The organism is Vibrio sp. 970 (assembly GCF_033339075.1).
The window spans coordinates 22,878-39,248 of record NZ_JAWOTW010000024.1; the positions used below are offsets into that span (position 1 = coordinate 22,878).

Annotated in this window: 17 protein-coding genes; 15 read left to right on the forward strand and 2 right to left on the reverse strand. The window is 45.2% G+C overall.

The features are described 5' to 3' along the window. Positions 1-7: 7 nt before the first annotated feature. Positions 8-2,569: a penicillin-binding protein 1A gene (locus tag R7Q11_RS22820; RefSeq protein WP_005381325.1), complete on the reverse strand. Its 2,562-nt coding sequence runs from the start codon at positions 2,567-2,569 to the stop codon at positions 8-10. A gap of 144 nt (positions 2,570-2,713) precedes the next feature. Here R7Q11_RS22820 and pilM point away from each other — a divergent pair, with 144 nt between their 5' ends. The 14 genes from pilM to rplI all read left to right on the forward strand — a co-directional run bounded on the left by pilM (position 2,714) and on the right by rplI (position 13,902). Beyond that, on the forward strand, positions 2,714-3,730 hold the full coding sequence (gene pilM, locus R7Q11_RS22825) for a type IV pilus biogenesis protein PilM (protein WP_005381324.1): 1,017 nt from the start codon (positions 2,714-2,716) through the stop codon (positions 3,728-3,730). Further along, the gene (locus R7Q11_RS22830) at positions 3,714-4,289 is read left to right on the forward strand and encodes a PilN domain-containing protein (RefSeq protein WP_054577259.1); all 576 of its coding nucleotides are present in this window, start codon (positions 3,714-3,716) and stop codon (positions 4,287-4,289) included. The genes pilM and R7Q11_RS22830 overlap by 17 nt, the downstream gene beginning before the upstream one ends. Beyond that, positions 4,282-4,875 carry a type 4a pilus biogenesis protein PilO gene (locus tag R7Q11_RS22835; RefSeq protein WP_054577258.1) on the forward strand — a complete coding sequence of 198 codons (594 nt, stop codon included), beginning with the start codon at positions 4,282-4,284 and terminating at the stop codon, positions 4,873-4,875. The genes R7Q11_RS22830 and R7Q11_RS22835 overlap by 8 nt, the downstream gene beginning before the upstream one ends. After that, positions 4,865-5,380: a pilus assembly protein PilP gene (locus R7Q11_RS22840; protein ID WP_005382766.1), complete on the forward strand. Its 516-nt coding sequence runs from the start codon at positions 4,865-4,867 to the stop codon at positions 5,378-5,380. Before R7Q11_RS22835 ends, R7Q11_RS22840 begins: the two co-directional genes overlap by 11 nt. Positions 5,381-5,405: 25 nt before the next feature. Further along, a complete protein-coding gene (locus R7Q11_RS22845; RefSeq protein ID WP_225466743.1) occupies positions 5,406-7,151 on the forward strand; it encodes a type IV pilus secretin PilQ in 1,746 nt (581 codons plus the stop codon). A gap of 187 nt (positions 7,152-7,338) precedes the next feature. Next, on the forward strand, positions 7,339-7,857 hold the full coding sequence (gene aroK / locus R7Q11_RS22850) for a shikimate kinase AroK (protein WP_005381319.1): 519 nt from the start codon (positions 7,339-7,341) through the stop codon (positions 7,855-7,857). A 32-nt stretch (positions 7,858-7,889) separates the two neighbouring features. Next, positions 7,890-8,990: a 3-dehydroquinate synthase gene (gene aroB, locus R7Q11_RS22855; RefSeq protein ID WP_005381318.1), complete on the forward strand. Its 1,101-nt coding sequence runs from the start codon at positions 7,890-7,892 to the stop codon at positions 8,988-8,990. A 52-nt stretch (positions 8,991-9,042) separates the two neighbouring features. Beyond that, on the forward strand, positions 9,043-10,554 hold the full coding sequence (locus R7Q11_RS22860) for an SPOR domain-containing protein (protein WP_205461597.1): 1,512 nt from the start codon (positions 9,043-9,045) through the stop codon (positions 10,552-10,554). A 69-nt stretch (positions 10,555-10,623) separates the two neighbouring features. Then, entirely contained in the window at positions 10,624-11,463 is an 840-nt protein-coding gene (locus tag R7Q11_RS22865; RefSeq protein ID WP_005382762.1) for a Dam family site-specific DNA-(adenine-N6)-methyltransferase, read from the forward strand. A 92-nt stretch (positions 11,464-11,555) separates the two neighbouring features. Continuing rightward, on the forward strand, positions 11,556-12,227 hold the full coding sequence (gene rpe / locus R7Q11_RS22870; protein ID WP_005381300.1) for a ribulose-phosphate 3-epimerase: 672 nt from the start codon (positions 11,556-11,558) through the stop codon (positions 12,225-12,227). Positions 12,228-12,471: 244 nt separating this feature from the next. Further along, positions 12,472-12,861 carry a 30S ribosomal protein S6 gene (gene rpsF, locus R7Q11_RS22875; RefSeq protein WP_005381299.1) on the forward strand — a complete coding sequence of 130 codons (390 nt, stop codon included), beginning with the start codon at positions 12,472-12,474 and terminating at the stop codon, positions 12,859-12,861. 8 nt (positions 12,862-12,869) lie between these two features. Further along, positions 12,870-13,172, forward strand: coding sequence for a primosomal replication protein N (priB, locus tag R7Q11_RS22880; RefSeq protein WP_005381298.1), 303 nt, complete (start codon positions 12,870-12,872; stop codon positions 13,170-13,172). Between the two features lie 16 nt (positions 13,173-13,188). Next, positions 13,189-13,416 carry a 30S ribosomal protein S18 gene (gene rpsR, locus R7Q11_RS22885; protein ID WP_000090472.1) on the forward strand — a complete coding sequence of 76 codons (228 nt, stop codon included), beginning with the start codon at positions 13,189-13,191 and terminating at the stop codon, positions 13,414-13,416. Positions 13,417-13,449: 33 nt separating this feature from the next. Continuing rightward, complete coding sequence (rplI, locus tag R7Q11_RS22890) at positions 13,450-13,902, forward strand: 50S ribosomal protein L9 (protein WP_005382760.1); 453 nt, start codon at positions 13,450-13,452, stop codon at positions 13,900-13,902. A gap of 77 nt (positions 13,903-13,979) precedes the next feature. Here rplI and R7Q11_RS22895 read toward each other — a convergent pair whose 3' ends face one another. Further along, complete coding sequence (locus tag R7Q11_RS22895) at positions 13,980-14,744, reverse strand: DUF481 domain-containing protein (protein WP_005381276.1); 765 nt, start codon at positions 14,742-14,744, stop codon at positions 13,980-13,982. Between the two features lie 221 nt (positions 14,745-14,965). Between R7Q11_RS22895 and R7Q11_RS22900 the strand changes: the two genes are divergently transcribed. Then, complete coding sequence (locus R7Q11_RS22900; protein ID WP_225466744.1) at positions 14,966-16,366, forward strand: replicative DNA helicase; 1,401 nt, start codon at positions 14,966-14,968, stop codon at positions 16,364-16,366. Positions 16,367-16,371 lie beyond the last annotated feature (5 nt).

Below are 16,371 nucleotides of genomic sequence, written 5' to 3' on the forward strand. Positions count from 1 at the left end.
TTGTGATTTAGAACAGTTCTTCTGCGCCAGAGCCTGAAGAATAAATACTATCTTCTAAACGGTCGCCAGCGTATTCGGTAGGCTCCGTGCCTTTTTCAAAATATTCGAACATTGATGTGCTATCTACTTTGTGCGTTAGCATACCGCTGTTGCGATCAATACGAACTCGAATAATATCCTCTGGAATATTTTTACCTTGCTCCGGCGTCCCTTCTAGCGCAACACGCATGAAGTCAATCCAAGCAGGCTCTGCGGTTTTCGCACCCGACTCGGCACCAGAAATTTGGCCTTGCCCTAGGTTGCTGTTAACTGTGGTGCGGCCAAGTGCACGTGAGTGATCATCAAAGCCAACCCAAGCTATCGCAACGACACCAGGTCCATAGCCATTGTACCAAGCATCCTTGGAATCATTCGTTGTACCCGTTTTACCTCCGATATCACGACGACCAAGTTTTTGCGCGCGCCAGCCTGTACCATTCCAACCTGTGCCTTCACGCCAGTTACCGCCACCCCAAATGTTGCTGTACATCATCTCACGCATTAAGAATGCATTCTGTTCAGAGATAACTTGCGGTGCATATTGAGGTTCATCATTTTCAAGGGCATTGTCTGTTGCAAGGCCGTCAATTGCGACGTCTTGTTCGCCAAATTCATCAGCGTAGCGATTTTCTGGCTGCTCGCTCATTTGCGGACAATCCTTATGACAAACACTCTTTGGATTGGCTTTAAACAGTACTTCACCGAATGCATCTTCCACGCGTTCTACATAGAATGGTTCAACGTAATAACCACCGTTCGCAAACACAGAGTAACCTTGTGCCACTTTCATTGGTGTTAAGCTGCCAGCTCCGAGTGCGATGGTCTCAGAGCGTGGTACTTGGTTAATATCAAAACCGAAACGAGTAAGGTACTGACGTGTCTCCTCGAGGCCAACTTCACGGAGTGTACGCACTGCCATGACGTTTTTTGATTGAGCTAAGCCGAGGCGAAGACGCGTTGGACCACCATAGGTCGGTGGTGAGTTTTTTGGTCGCCAAGCTGAACCAGAACCTGCATCCCACTTGTTAATCGGCGCATCGTTAATCAAAGTGGCTAGAGTCAGCCCTTTGTCAATTGCTGCCGAGTAGATGAAAGGCTTGATACTTGAACCAACCTGACGCACTGACATGGTTGCACGGTTAAACTTGCTGTGAACAAAGTTGAAACCACCAACCAGCGACAATATCGCGCCATTTTCTGGGTTCATCGCAACAAACGCGGTGTTTGCTGTCGGCACTTGGCTCAGTTTCCAGCTCAGTGTTGTGTTGTCATCTTCATCGGTTTCACTTACTTCGCGAACCCAAACTTGTTGACCTGTCGCTAGCACATCATGCGCTGACTTTGGTGTTGAGCCTTGGCGGTTATCAGTAATGTACTTACGCGCCCAGTGCATTCCAGTCCAAGGGATGGTTTGCTCTTCATGGTTCTTAACCCATACTTGTGCCGTCTTATCATCGACTTTCGTCACAACCGCAGGGTAAAGGTCACCATAAGTTGGCTGTTTCTTCAGGTGCTTTTCTATTTGCTCATTGTCCCAGGCCGCTTCCCCTTCTTTCCAAAGCACACTTTCTGCACCACGGTAGCCATGACGTTCATCGTATGACAAGAGGTTATTTACCGCAGACGTATTTGCAGCATCTTGCAGTTTAGAATCCACAGTCATGTAGATATTCAAGCCAGAGGTATAAGCTTCTTCTTCACCGTATTCTTTTACTGCCCATGCACGAGCCAACTCTGCTACGTAAGGTGCGGAAAGCTCAATCTCAGCGCTATGATAACGCGCCACAATAGGCTCATTGCGTGCTTCGTCATACTGCTCTTGTGTAATGTATTTCTCATCAAGCATTCGCATTAATACAACGTTACGGCGTTTTGTTGCGCGCTCAAGAGAGTAAATTGGGTTCATGGTTGATGGCGCTTTTGGCATACCAGCGAGTGTTGCAATCTCACTTAACGTCAATTCATCAAGGCTCTTGCCAAAATACACTTGAGCGGCAGCACCAAAGCCATATGAGCGGTAACCAAGGAAGATTTTATTGACATAAAGCTCCATGATTTCTTGCTTACTTAAAAGCTGCTCAATATGGATAGCAATAAAAATCTCTTTAATCTTACGCATGATCTTCTTCTCATTAGATAAGAAGAAGTTACGAGCTAGCTGTTGCGTAATCGTACTTGCACCCTGTTTAGCCGAGCCTGAAACCGCAACAACAACAGCTGCACGAGTGATGCCGATAGGGTCGATACCGGGATGCTCGTAGAAACGGCTATCTTCGGTTGCGATGAGCGCGTGAATTAAGTCTTGAGGAATTTCGTCATAAGTAACAGGAATACGACGCTTTTCACCGAACTGTGCGATCAGCTTCCCGTCTTGACTAAACACCTTCATAGGTGTTTGTAATTCAACGTCTTTTAGAGTTGCAACATCTGGCAATTCAGGCTTCACGTACTGATAGAAGCCAAATATTGTGGTGACTCCAAGAATTATGCAAATCAATGTTAAAAATAATAAACGCTTTATGAACTTCACCGGAGAATCCCTGATTGGTTGAGGCTGTGTAACGGCAAACCCTTGTACTCTTAGGTCAAAAATTTAGCACATAAGAGATATTAACTCTTATTTGGATGCTAATAACAACCTTTGCACGAAGAAATTTCGGAGCGAGAGTAAGAGATGGATAAGCTAATCGTTACCGGCATCGATATAGGCCATAACAGCCTCAAAGCCGTAGTACTTAAACCCACAGGCAACAATTACGCTCTGTTGGGTTACAAAGAAATATTACTAAAGGAAGGTATTGTCGCTGAAAATAACACCATAAATCATCAAGAAATTGTAAAGACCCTCAAGCAGATAAAAAAAGAACTGCCTTTTGGCGCTAAAAAAGTTGCGATTTCAGTTCCTGATAACTCGGTAATTAGCAAGAAACTGCAAATAGAACAAAATCTTGAAGAGAGTGAAGTTGAGTTTGCAGTGATACAAGCCTTTTCTCATCAATCGCCATTCCCTGTCGAAGAGCTGAGTTTAGACTTCGTTCGTCTTCGCGCTGAGGGCGGGCAGAGTGGCAGTGATAGCTATCAAGTGTTTGCGACAAGAAAAGATGTGGTAGAAGGCCGAGTCGATGCATTACAAAAGTCCGGACTAAAACCTGTTTTAGTGGACGTGCATTCGCAAAGCCTTGGTCATATCTGGAAGCTCACCGCCGATCGCTTTCCTGACAAAAACAAATACTGCTTACTCGATATTGGCACCTTATCGAGCTCCTTCACCATGTTTACCGAACAAGGTGAACTGTTTCACAAAGAGTTTGCTTACGGCACACGCGGAGCAAACAGCGCTTCTCCAGTCGATTTTCTGTCCGATGATGCTCAGGAGAAAACAGAGCTGTTTAACCGTCAAATCGTAGAGCGAGTAAAGCGCCAGATGCAGCTCTATACCTCAATCAATGGCTCACAAAACATCAAGGGTATCTGGTTATCAGGGGAAGGGGCCTCCACTCCCATGCTCGCAGAGGAGTTGTCTCAACAATTGTCGTTAGAGTGTGAATTGCTAAATCCGCTAGGGCTATTCGAGATGAAGGTGTCTAAGCGTAAGCGTCGTGCTGTGGATTGGCAGCATTTCTCAACAGCAGCCGGACTGGCCGTTCGTGGCATTCATTGGCTAGGAGGCGCCCGTGCTTTATCGCATTAATTTACTTCCTTGGCGAGAGAATCAAAGAGAAGAGCACCGACGTCGTTTCATCAGTTTGGTCGCATTAGGCATGTTGGTCGCTGTTGGCATCCAGTGGGGTATTGGAAAGTTTTTTGAGTACCAACAAGATCAACAACAGGATCGGCTCGATTATCTCACTCACTACATTGCCGAACTCGACCAGCGTATTGAAGCAATGAAAATTGCAGAGCAAGAGCACAGCAAAATCCTCGAACGCCTAAAGGTCGTTGAAGGTTTACAAAACGGACGAAACAAAACGACCGAGTTCATGAACTTAATGCCTGCCGTTATCCCTGAAGGTGTATATGTCGACAAGATCAAAATGAATGATCTGGAAATTGAGATCTCTGGGATCTCTGATAGCACTCCAAAACTTGCCACGATGCTGGACAACATGGAGCGCTCGGCCAAGTTGAACGACGTAGAAATGCATTCCATCGTTCACGGCAAAGCCCGTTTTGGGAAAGAGTTTCAAACATTCAAAGTGTCTTTCATGTTCAAAGTAACGGAGAAGAAATTGGAGGCTCAACGTGGTTGATTGGCAGGATCTCGAAATCGATGAAATGGCCGAGTGGCCATTGTTGCCCCAGATTATAGTAATCGCGCTTCTGATCATGGTGATTCAAGGCTTAGGTTATTGGTTTTACCTTAAACCGAAAGAAGAACAGTTGAATCACTTGATCCAGCAGGAGCAGACACTCAAGGTGGCATTGAAGATCAAAGCGAACAAAGTGGCAGCGTTGCCTCAGCTTCAATCTCAATTGGATGAACTTACCACTCGTTACGAGTTATTACTGCAACAACTGCCTGCGCAAAAAGAGCTGGCTACAATGCTCGCTTCAGTGAATGAGCTTGGCATCGACAATAAGCTGACTTTCACCCGAATCGACTGGGGCGAAAAACAATCAGAGCACTTCCTTTATCGTCTTCCTTTAAACATAGAGTTAACGGGCGACTTTCATGACATCGGCCATTTTTCTCAGGCAATAGCGACGCTACCTCGAATCATCACGTTTAAAGATGTGACTTGGCAACGTGTCAGCCAAGAGAGCGAAACTCTGCACTTTCGGGTGCGCGCTAACACCTATCAGTTTAAGCCGGAGGAGACGAAAAATGACAAGTAAGTCTTTGTTGCTGGTACTGATGGGTTCTCTATTGATGGGCTGCCAGGCGAATGATGAATCATTGACGGATTTTATTCGAGGAGTGGAAACACAGGCGCGTCGAGAGGTCGAGAAGCTTAAGCCCGCAGACAAGTATGTTGCAGTCACGTACGCACCGGAAGTACAGCGTGCACCCTTTGAATTACCCAAAGAAGCCACCATCGCGACTCAGCCAGTTGCAAGAAAAGATTGTTGGCAACCGCCCTCAAGAAGGCGAACTGGCAAATTAGAAAAATTCCCATTAAGCCAATTACGTTTGAAAGGTGTCATGGGCATGGATAACACGGTTTCTGGCCTCGTTCAGGCTCCCAATGGCACCGTCTATAAAGTTAAGCCGGGTCAATACCTCGGACGCAATAATGGCAAAGTGACCCATGTCAGCCACTCCTATTTGTTGATTAATGAAACGTTGCCCGACGGCTTAGGATGTTGGCAAAAACGTAAAGTTAAGTTGGCTTTGAGATAGCCCCATTTATTTTTGATATTGAGTAATGAAAATGAGACAAGGATTAACACGTACACCAAGGATACTTACTGGGCTCTTCTCCTTATGGTTGTTTGTATTTTTAGCCCCTTTAGCGGCAGCTGAAGAAGTTTCGTCCAATGCCCTAAAAAGTATCGACTTTCGAACTAATAAAGATAAAGACGCCGTGATTGTCGTCGAATTGGCGTCACCGGCCGCGATTGTAGATATCAAGCGTGTACAGGAAGGGTTAAGTATCGATTTGCTTAACACTTCAGTAAAAGACGAGCAATTGTATCTCCTAGACGTGAAAGATTTTTCGACTGTGGTTGAGAGCGTAGAAGTGTTTCGCGACACCTCGACGACGCGCTTGGTTGCGCACATCAATGAAGAATACATGCATGATTACCGTTTAACGGGGCGTTTTTTGGAAATCAAAGTAGCGAAGATCAAACCCAATGAGAAAGCCCCAGATAAAAGCATTTTAGAAAGAGAAGGTAAGCTTATTTCGATTAACTTCCAAGATATTCCTGTGCGAAACGTCTTGCAGCTTATTGCTGATTACAACCAATTCAATTTGGTTGTCTCCGACTCTGTAGAAGGCAACCTCACGCTTCGTCTTGATGGTGTCCCTTGGCAGCAAGTGCTGGATATTATTTTGCAAGTTAAGGGGTTAGATAAGCGTGTTGATGGCAACGTGATTTTAGTTGCTCCGACTGATGAGCTGGACTTGCGTGAGAAGCAGCAGTTAGAAAAACAAAAATTGACGGAAGAAATGGGAGAGCTTTCATCTGAAATCATCAAAGTTAATTTTGCTAAAGCATCAGACATTGCGGAGATGATCAATGGTGAAGGAAATATCAGCATGCTGTCAGAGCGCGGCAGTATGACCATTGATGAGCGAACTAACTCGTTATTGATTAGAGAGTTACCTGAAAACATCGAGGTGATTCGAGAAATTATTGAGTCTTTGGATATTCCAGTTAAACAGGTTCAAATTGAGGCGCGTATTGTGACCATCAATGAAGGTAACATGGACGAGTTAGGGATTCGTTGGGGTTTTACGTCTATTAATGGCAGTAATACAGTGGGTGGTTCTATTGAGAACAACCTCGCCACGATCGGTCTCTATAATGGAGAAGGGGGTGGTGACGGTGGTGACGGTGATGGAGTAGGGATCGATGACTTCCTAAATGTAAACTTAGCTGCAACCAGCCCGAATGCGACCAGCATTGCTTTTCAGGTCGCAAAGTTAGGTTCAGACACCTTGTTGGATCTTGAGCTTTCTGCGCTGCAACAAGAGTCTAAAGCTGAGATTATCTCGAGCCCACGTTTGATCACTACCAATAAGAAACCTGCCTATATCGAACAAGGTACAGAGATTCCTTACCTAGAGTCATCATCAAGTGGTGCAACGACGGTGACGTTCAAAAAGGCGGTATTAAGTTTGAAGGTAACCCCGCAAATCACACCGGATAACCGCTTAGTATTGGATTTAAGTGTCACGCAAGATAGACCAGGACAAGTCGTGAAGACAGGCACTGGTGAAGCTGTTGCGATTGATACTCAACGTATCGGGACGCAAGTGTTAGTGAATAACGGTGAAACGGTCGTTCTTGGTGGTATTTTTCAGCACAGCATTACTAACTCGGTGGACAAAGTGCCTTTGTTGGGCGACCTGCCGCTATTAGGTGCTCTTTTTCGTCGAAGTTATGAGAATGTTGGCAAAAGTGAGCTGTTAATTTTCGTCACGCCTAAGGTGGTGATTCACTAGTTCTGTCTCGGGAAAAACTGATTAAATCAAAAATAAAGTTGCAATAGTGGCACCATGCTTGGATAATTTCGGGTCTTATCACGAATTATCTGTGAGGAACTGGTGCCACAAGCCTTGTAGAACAGCAGTTTAGCTGTGTTTTCTTGTGGCGATCTTATTGAATCAATGTTGTAAATTACTGCTAAACATGGCTGAGAAACGTAATATTTTCCTTGTTGGCCCAATGGGCGCCGGCAAAAGTACAATTGGTAGACATCTAGCACAGCAACTGCATATGGAGTTTGTTGACTCCGATACAGTGATCGAAGAACGCACTGGTGCAGACATCTCTTGGGTTTTTGATGTAGAAGGTGAAGAAGGCTTCCGCAAGCGTGAAGAAGCGGTACTTGAAGACCTAACACAAGAGCAAGGCATCGTGCTTGCGACTGGCGGTGGCTCTGTTAAGAGCAAAGAAAACCGCAATCGTCTTTCGGCACGTGGTGTTGTTGTTTACTTAGAAACGACGATTGAAAAGCAACTTGCGCGTACAAACCGCGACAAGAAGCGTCCTTTACTTCAAACGGATAACCCTCGCGAAGTACTGGAGCAATTAGCTGAAGAACGTAATCCTTTATATGAAGAAGTAGCGGATTACACTGTTCGCACTGACGATCAAAGTGCAAAAGTGGTAGCCAACCAGATCGTAAAAATGCTAGAAGAGAGATAAGTCTTTATCTTTTTTTTAATTGGAGCAAACCGATGGAACGGATTACGGTCAACCTAGCTGAGCGTAGCTACCCAATCTCTATTGGCGCCGGGTTATTTGAGGACCCGGCGTACCTCTCTCAAGTTCTCTCAAACAAAAATGCAAAACAAAAAGTTGTTGTGATCAGTAATGTCACAGTGGCACCTTTGTATGCAGACAAAATTTTAAAGCAACTCGAGCAGCTCGGTTGTAGTGCATCCTTGTTAGAATTGCCTGACGGTGAACAGTACAAAAACTTGGATGTATTTAATCAAGTAATGAACTTCTTACTGGAAGGGAGTTATGCTCGTGATGTTGTGATCATCGCGTTAGGTGGTGGTGTTATTGGCGATCTTGTGGGTTTTGCGTCTGCCTGTTACCAGCGTGGGGTCGACTTTATTCAAATACCGACCACATTACTATCCCAAGTGGACTCTTCGGTTGGTGGAAAAACCGCGGTTAACCATCCGTTGGGTAAGAACATGATAGGCGCGTTTTACCAACCTAAAGCAGTGATCATTGATACCAACTGCCTGTCGACGTTGCCTGAACGTGAGTTCGCTGCGGGTATCGCCGAAGTCATTAAGTACGGCATTATTTACGATGCAGATTTTTTTGTATGGTTAGAAGACAATCTTGAGCGCTTGTATGCGTTGGATGAAGAAGCACTAACTTATGCGATAGCACGTTGCTGTGAAATAAAAGCGGAAGTGGTGGCTCAGGATGAGAAAGAGTCGGGCATCCGTGCTTTGCTTAACTTAGGTCACACCTTTGGTCATGCGATTGAAGCGGAACTTGGCTATGGCAATTGGCTGCATGGTGAAGCGGTATCTTCCGGCACTGTTATGGCGGCCAAAACGTCGCATCTACGCGGTCTGATCTCGGAAGAGCAATTTGAGCGTATTGTTGCGATTTTGCGTCGTGCAAAACTGCCTGTGCATACTCCAGACAGTATGAATTTCGATGACTTCATCAAGCACATGATGCGAGATAAGAAAGTCCTCTCTGGTCAATTACGATTGGTTTTGCCTACAGGCATTGGCACTGCCGAGGTAATTGCTGATACGACACAAGACGTACTCAAACAGGCAATAGACTTCGGTCGCGATATTTAACCTTGTAATGGCGCCTTTGGGCGTCATTCTTGTAGTGTATTAAGGTTATTAGATGAGTGTTGCTCACGTACTGGAATTAGATTCTCAAATCGAGTTGCTTGATAGATTAGGTCTACTGACTAACTTTGGTTCCAATCTCATTGCGATTAATGGTCATGATGGGTACGGGAAATCTTGGTTAGCGCAGCGATACCTTGAAGTGGGTGCCAGTAACAAGAATCAATGTTTGTTACTTTGTCATTCTAATCAAGACGGTGTGCAGCATCGCGTCCTTATTTTGAGTCAACTGGTTTCAGACGCATTGTTTAATCAGCAAGAGCCTTTACTTGATAGCCTTGAAAGGCTTTTAGGTGATGAGCCGTGTGACATTGCAATTGTTGTAGATGATGCGCATTTATTGAGTGAGACACTTATCTCTGAGCTTTGGATGCTGGTCTTAGAGGCGCACCATAAGCCAAATTGGACCATCAATGTCTTACTGTTTACACAGTCTGGACGTTTAGACGGTTTGCTAGCACGTCTCAGTTATGGACAAGAGATAAAGCCTGTTGAGCTTGATATTGATATGTTGTCCGAAGTGGAAGCTCGTCGTTTCTTTGAGTCACTTGTTGCGCGCTACGTCGATGATGAGTCTGAGAAACGGGTTCGAGATGCATTTAAAAAAGTCGACCCAGTACCGGGTGACATCATGGCGTTAGGAGAGATGAAAGTGGAAAAAAGGATCATTATCCGCTCGATTGTCGGTTCACCCCTGAATATTGCGTTGGTGGTATTAGTATTACTGTTGCTTGCTGCTGGTGGCTATTGGTGGATGCTTAGTCAACCAAGCCCTGATGATAAAGCGCAGCAAATTGCTGGCAGTTTAGAGCAAACGGCTATTCCAACTTTTGAAGAGTCAGGAATCAGTGCAGCGCAGTCTTCACTGCAACCTGTAACCGATGGCTCTAGCAGTCTTGATAACTCTGGTGCGATTGATGATTCTGATTCATTACCGCCAGCAGTGACAGAAGAAGTAGCGAGCGTAGGCAGTGATGACAATCAACAAAGAGTGGTGATTGAGTCGAATGTGGTCGATGCATTGCTTGAAGGTAAAGCTGATTCAGCAGACACAAAAGCGATTGATGATGTCGTAGGTACTGAGAAGACAGAAACCGCCGATGAAACTAGCTCTCCTTTGATTAAAGTCGTAAAACCGAATCAAGATATGACGCAAGCACCTGCTCAGTCAGAAGAGGGTGAGGCAAACCAACCTGTTGTGAAGTTTTCATTTGCTCGTGAAGAACTAAAAGCGCTATCGCCAAGAGCTTATACTTTACAACTCGCAGCTATGACCTCAATGGAAGATGTACAATCCTTTCTCAATGAGCATCAACTGAATAATCAAGTGCGAATTTATCCTACCGTTCGTAATGACACCGAGTGGTATATCATCACATATCAAGATTATCCGACAATTCAAATGGCTCGTGATGCCGTCGCAAGCTTGCCAGATTCGGTTAAGTCGGTGAGTCCTTGGGCAAAATCACTCCGTCAGGTTCACCGTGAAATTGAACGAGTGAAATAAACCTGAGCTTCCCTGAAAAATATGTTACATTCCGCAGCCTTAATTTTTGGTCGATAGATAGAGCAGTAGATGAAAAAGCAACGAGCCTTTCTTAAATGGGCAGGAGGAAAATACGGACTGGTTGAAGACATCCAACGTCATTTGCCGCCGGCTCGAAAGCTAGTTGAACCTTTTGTTGGTGCGGGCTCAGTGTTTCTGAATACCGATTATGACCATTATCTACTTGCAGATATCAATCCAGATTTGATCAATCTGTACAACCTGCTGAAAGAACGCCCTGAAGAGTATATCTCTGAAGCGAAGCGTTGGTTTGTCGCTGAGAACAACCGCAAAGAAGCCTACCTACACATTCGCGCTGAGTTTAATAAAACCGATGACGTGATGTACCGCTCTTTAGCGTTTTTGTACATGAACCGCTTTGGTTTTAATGGCCTATGCCGTTACAACAAAAAAGGTGGCTTCAATGTACCGTTTGGCTCTTACAAAAAGCCGTATTTCCCTGAGGCGGAATTGGAGTTTTTTGCAGAAAAAGCCAAAAAAGCTACGTTTGTTTGTGAAGGTTATCCTGAAACATTTCGTCGTGCGCGCAAAGGGAGCGTCGTGTATTGCGATCCACCTTATGCGCCGCTTTCAAATACGGCAAATTTCACCTCATACGCAGGTAATGGTTTCACGTTGGACGACCAAGCTGCATTAGCCGACATTGCTGAAAGAACAGCGACTGAACGTGGCATTCCTGTGTTGATTTCTAACCACGACACTACCTTGACACGTCGGTTGTATCACGGTGCGGATCTTAATGTGGTTAAAGTAAAGCGTACCATTAGCCGTAATGGTAACGGTCGTAATAAAGTTGATGAGCTACTTGCGCTTTTTCATGCGCCAGACATGGATAAATCAAGCTCTTAATTCTCACACTATTATATCTAAATAGTGGATCTCCCCACTGGCTTCGGTAGAATTGCGCGCAGATTGTTTGCTCATTACTACTGAGGTCAGGTATGAAAGATTTTCTTATTGCTCCATCCATTTTATCGGCAGATTTTGCTCGTCTCGGTGAAGATGTAGAAAAAGTACTCGCAGCGGGTGCGGATGTGGTGCATTTCGACGTTATGGATAACCACTATGTACCAAACCTGACTTTTGGTGCGCCTGTGTGTAAAGCACTACGCGATTATGGCATCACAGCGCCAATCGATGTTCACCTAATGGTGAAACCCGTTGACCGTATTATTCCTGATTTCGCAAAAGCGGGTGCGTCGATGATTACGTTCCATGTAGAAGCTTCTGATCATGTAGACCGTACACTGCAGTTAATTAAAGAGCACGGCTGTCAGGCTGGTGTGGTACTAAACCCAGCAACGCCACTTGCAAGTCTTGAATTTATTATGGATAAAGTCGACATGATTCTACTGATGTCGGTAAACCCTGGTTTTGGTGGTCAATCATTCATTCCTCATACACTAGATAAACTGCGTGCCGTTCGTAAGATGATTGACGAGTCTGGTCGTGATATCCGCTTAGAAATCGATGGCGGTGTGAAGGTTGACAACATTCGTGAAATTGCAGAAGCGGGCGCAGACATGTTTGTTGCAGGCTCGGCGATTTTCGGTGAGCCAGATTACAAACAAGTGATCGATCAAATGCGCGCTGAACTGGCTGAAGTTAAATAAGCACCGATAAGCCAGCGCAATAACACGCTGATTTTAAAGGCTGCCTGCTTGTTGGCAGCCTTTGTGTTTTCTAGTATTAGAAGAAATTAAATATCCACTGCGCTGAGCAAATAATCACTTGCCTATTTTACGCCCTTTCTGTACTATTCGTGCTCCTTAAACTCAGTCAATTATCTTTAGTTCCTTGCTTCCTCTGGACGACTGAGCCATTTGTGGAAGCTGAATAATCCGTAAGGAGCAACCAATGCGTCATTACGAAATCGTATTCATGGTGCACCCAGATCAAAGCGAGCAAGTTGCTGGCATGATCGAGCGTTACACTGGTTCAATCACTGAAGCTGGCGGTAAAATCCACCGTCTAGAAGACTGGGGCCGTCGTCAACTGGCTTACCCAATCAACAAGCTTCACAAAGCTCACTACGTTCTTATGAACGTTGAAGCTGACCAAGCTGTAATTGATGAGCTAGAAACTGCTTTCCGTTTCAACGATGCAGTTCTACGTAACATGATCATGCGTACTAAAGCAGCGATCACTGAGCAATCTATCATGCTTAAGCAAAAAGAAGAGCGTGCTCCACGTCGTGAAGAGCGTTCTGAAGCTAAGCCTGAAGCTAAGTCAGAAGCTGCTGAGTAAGTTTTCTTATGGCCAATCGAATGGAGCTGAGCGGCACCATTGCCAAACCGCCCATTCGTAGTAAAAGCCCTGGTGGTATTGAACACTGTCGGTTTTGGCTGGAGCATCGCTCTACTATTATCGAAGCTGACTTACCTCGACAAGTTTATTGTCGTATGCCGGTAGTCGTCAGCGGGCTTGGGTCACAAGCACTAACTCAGAATTTAGTTCAAGGCAGTAACATTAAGGTAAGTGGTTTTGTCACTTATCAAACCGGCCGAAATGGCGTGGGAAAATTAGTGTTACACGCCGACAACATTACTCAAATTTAAGATCAGGAGATAGCCCATGGCTCGTTTCTTCCGTCGTCGTAAATTCTGCCGTTTCACTGCAGAAGGCGTACAAGAGATTGATTACAAAGACGTAGCAACTCTTAAAAACTACATCACTGAAGCTGGTAAAATCGTACCTAGCCGTATCACTGGTACAAGCGCTAAGTACCAGCGTCAACTAGCACGTGCTATCAAGCGTTCACGCTACCTAGCTCTACTACCGTACACTGACAAGCATCAGTAATCGGTTCATTTTATTAAGAAAGAGGATTAAGCAATGCAAGTTATTCTACTTGATAAAATTGGTAACCTAGGTGGTCTTGGCGATACTGCAAACGTTAAATCTGGCTACGCTCGTAACTTCCTTATCCCACAAGGTAAAGCAGTTATGGCAACTAAAGCTAACGTTGAAATGTTTGAAGCTCGTCGTGCTGAACTAGAAGCTAAAGTTGCTGAGCAACTAGCTGCTGCAGAAGCTCGCGCAGAGAAAGTTAACGCTCTAGAAGCGGTAGTTATCGCTTCTAAAGCTGGTGACGAAGGCAAACTATTCGGTTCTATCGGTACTCGTGACATCGCTGACGCTATCACAGCTGCAGGCGTTGAAGTTGCTAAGAGCGAAGTTCGCCTTCCTGAAGGTGCTCTACGTAACACTGGTGAGTTCGAGATCAGCGTTCAACTTCACTCTGAAGTTTTCGCGACAGTTAACCTACAAGTTGTTGCTGCTGAGTAATTCAGTATCAAGACGAAATACTAAAAAGCACCTCCTTGGAGGTGCTTTTTTTATTTCTAAAACTGAGAGAAAAAGGGTTAAAAAGCGAAAAGTAAATTAACGGAAAATACGCTGTCCGCTTTGCTTAAGCCTTCAGGCACTTTATCGTGATACTGACGAGAGTGCGCCAGTTTCAGTGCGATATCTTCAGTAATATCATTGGTTACACTGAGTTCACTATCAGTACGTGTGTTACTTCTACCTGTTACCAACGTAATATCAGCTGCGAAACTTAAATTATCCAACGCATGCCAAGTTGTGTTGATATTTCCTCGAAAAATGCCTTCTCTAACGATATCGGGAAAGACAATATCGTCATCATCTATTTCGTCTAAGTTTGGCTCTTGATAGCGAAAACCAGGGCCTACCTCTACCTCTAAAATGAAGTTCTCAGTGTAGGAGAACTGGTAACCCAAACCACCTGACAACGTATAGTCTTTAAAATAAGCACTGTAGCGAGAATCCACTCCTTTAAAGCTGCCATACAAATATGTCTTAGGGCCTAACTTGTAGTCACTCTGTAGGGAGTAGGTGGATGAGCGTTTGTCTTCTTCACCGTCTTTGTACAAGTTGTAGTACTTCCATTCACCATTAGAACGGTGTCGACCTGACGTATATTCAGCACTCAAACGAGCATTCAGGGAACGAGAGTCCGTGTTACCTGTGTGAGCTTGATAGCCGAACTCCACCTCGGTTTTTAGTGGGTCGGGTACATCAATATTTTGCTCTGGCTGTACTGATTCGTCAGCATACGATGCACTAGCGCACAGTAGGCTAAAGCTAAGTAACCAGTATCGGGACACATCAACCTCGAACGTAATCAAAAAGGAGGGGCATGATACTGATACAGATATTTGGTTGGGTCAATGGTAGGTTAATTTTTATTAGAGCTAGGCGGAAGAACCAGGCTATTACCCGGGTGGTTCACATGATGATTTCTTAACAAGTAATTGTCGCTTCGGGGAAGCATCTCAGCTAGGTTAAGGTTATAATCGTGGGTCAATAGTAGTTATCGAGCAAAGTCATGGCGGAAAACAGAAATCGCAAACCTTCAGACAGTCAGGTCGACGCAATCAAAGTGCCACCTCACTCACTAGAAGCCGAGCAATCAGTAATTGGTGGTCTTTTACTGGATAATGAACGTTGGGACACCGTTGCCGAACGTGTTGTGAGCAGTGATTTCTATAGTCGTCCACACCGCCTGATTTTTGAAGGTGTAAAAACCATTCTTGAAGCGGGTAAACCTCTCGATCTTATTACTTTATCGGAATATCTAGAGCGTCACGAGTTGTTAGAAGATGTAGGCGGTTTTGCTTACCTCGCTGACTTGGCGAAGAATACGCCAAGTGCAGCTAACATCAATGCGTATGCTGATATTGTCGCTGAGCGTGCGATTGTTCGTGGCCTTATTGGTGTCGCGAATGAAATTGCGGACGCGGGCTATGACCCTCAAGGTCGCAGTTCTGAAGATTTAATAGACATGGCGGAGAGTAAAGTTTTTGCTATCGCCGAGTCTCGAACTAGTGAAAACGAAGGACCACAAAACGTCGACAACATCCTCGAAAAGACGTTAGAACGTATCGAGTTGTTGTATAAAACGCCACAAGATGGTGTTACCGGGGTCGATACCGGTTTCACCGATCTCAATAAGAAAACCGCAGGTTTGCAAGGCTCTGATTTGGTGATTGTCGCAGCGCGTCCATCGATGGGTAAAACGACCTTTGCGATGAACTTGTGTGAAAATGCGGCCATGCAACAAGAAAAGCCCGTACTTATTTTCTCGTTAGAGATGCCAGCTGAACAGTTGATGATGCGTATGTTGGCCTCTTTGTCTCGTGTTGACCAAACCAAGATCCGTACGGGTCAGCTAGATGACGAAGATTGGGCGCGTATTTCTTCTACTATGGGTATCCTGATGCAGAAGAAAAATATGTACATCGATGATAGCTCTGGTCTAACTCCGACCGAAGTGCGTTCGCGCGCTCGCCGTATCGCTCGTGAACATGGCGGTCTGTCGATGATCATGGTCGACTACCTTCAGTTGATGCGCGTGCCTTCGTTAACCGATAACCGCACTCTTGAGATTGCTGAGATCTCGCGCTCTCTTAAGGCGCTGGCAAAAGAGCTAAATGTGCCTGTTGTGGCACTGTCGCAGCTAAACCGTTCCCTAGAGCAACGTGCGGATAAACGACCAGTAAACTCGGACTTGCGTGAATCCGGTTCCATCGAGCAGGATGCCGACTTGATCATGTTCATCTACCGTGATGAGGTTTATCACCCAGATAGTCCGTACAGAGGTACGGCCGAAATCATTATTGGTAAACAGCGTAATGGTCCTATCGGCTCTGTTCGCCTCACTTTCCAAGGTCAACATTCGCGTTTCGACAACTACGCGGGTCCTGCATTCGATATTGATGATGAGTAATCCCA

Excerpts from the sequence above, each read along its gene's own strand:
- R7Q11_RS22840 (WP_005382766.1), top strand. The coding sequence starts at position 4,865 with ATGACAAGTAAGTCTTTGTTGCTGGTACTGATGGGTTCTCTATTGATG.
- R7Q11_RS22900 (WP_225466744.1), top strand. The coding sequence starts at position 14,966 with ATGGCGGAAAACAGAAATCGCAAACCTTCAGACAGTCAGGTCGACGCA.
- rpsF (WP_005381299.1), top strand. The coding sequence starts at position 12,472 with ATGCGTCATTACGAAATCGTATTCATGGTGCACCCAGATCAAAGCGAG.
- R7Q11_RS22865 (WP_005382762.1), top strand. The coding sequence starts at position 10,624 with ATGAAAAAGCAACGAGCCTTTCTTAAATGGGCAGGAGGAAAATACGGA.
- R7Q11_RS22860 (WP_205461597.1), top strand. The coding sequence starts at position 9,043 with ATGAGTGTTGCTCACGTACTGGAATTAGATTCTCAAATCGAGTTGCTT.
- aroB (WP_005381318.1), top strand. The coding sequence starts at position 7,890 with ATGGAACGGATTACGGTCAACCTAGCTGAGCGTAGCTACCCAATCTCT.
- rplI (WP_005382760.1), top strand. The coding sequence starts at position 13,450 with ATGCAAGTTATTCTACTTGATAAAATTGGTAACCTAGGTGGTCTTGGC.
- rpsR (WP_000090472.1), top strand. The coding sequence starts at position 13,189 with ATGGCTCGTTTCTTCCGTCGTCGTAAATTCTGCCGTTTCACTGCAGAA.
- pilM (WP_005381324.1), top strand. The coding sequence starts at position 2,714 with ATGGATAAGCTAATCGTTACCGGCATCGATATAGGCCATAACAGCCTC.
- rpe (WP_005381300.1), top strand. The coding sequence starts at position 11,556 with ATGAAAGATTTTCTTATTGCTCCATCCATTTTATCGGCAGATTTTGCT.
- R7Q11_RS22845 (WP_225466743.1), top strand. The coding sequence starts at position 5,406 with ATGAAAATGAGACAAGGATTAACACGTACACCAAGGATACTTACTGGG.
- aroK (WP_005381319.1), top strand. The coding sequence starts at position 7,339 with ATGGCTGAGAAACGTAATATTTTCCTTGTTGGCCCAATGGGCGCCGGC.
- priB (WP_005381298.1), top strand. The coding sequence starts at position 12,870 with ATGGCCAATCGAATGGAGCTGAGCGGCACCATTGCCAAACCGCCCATT.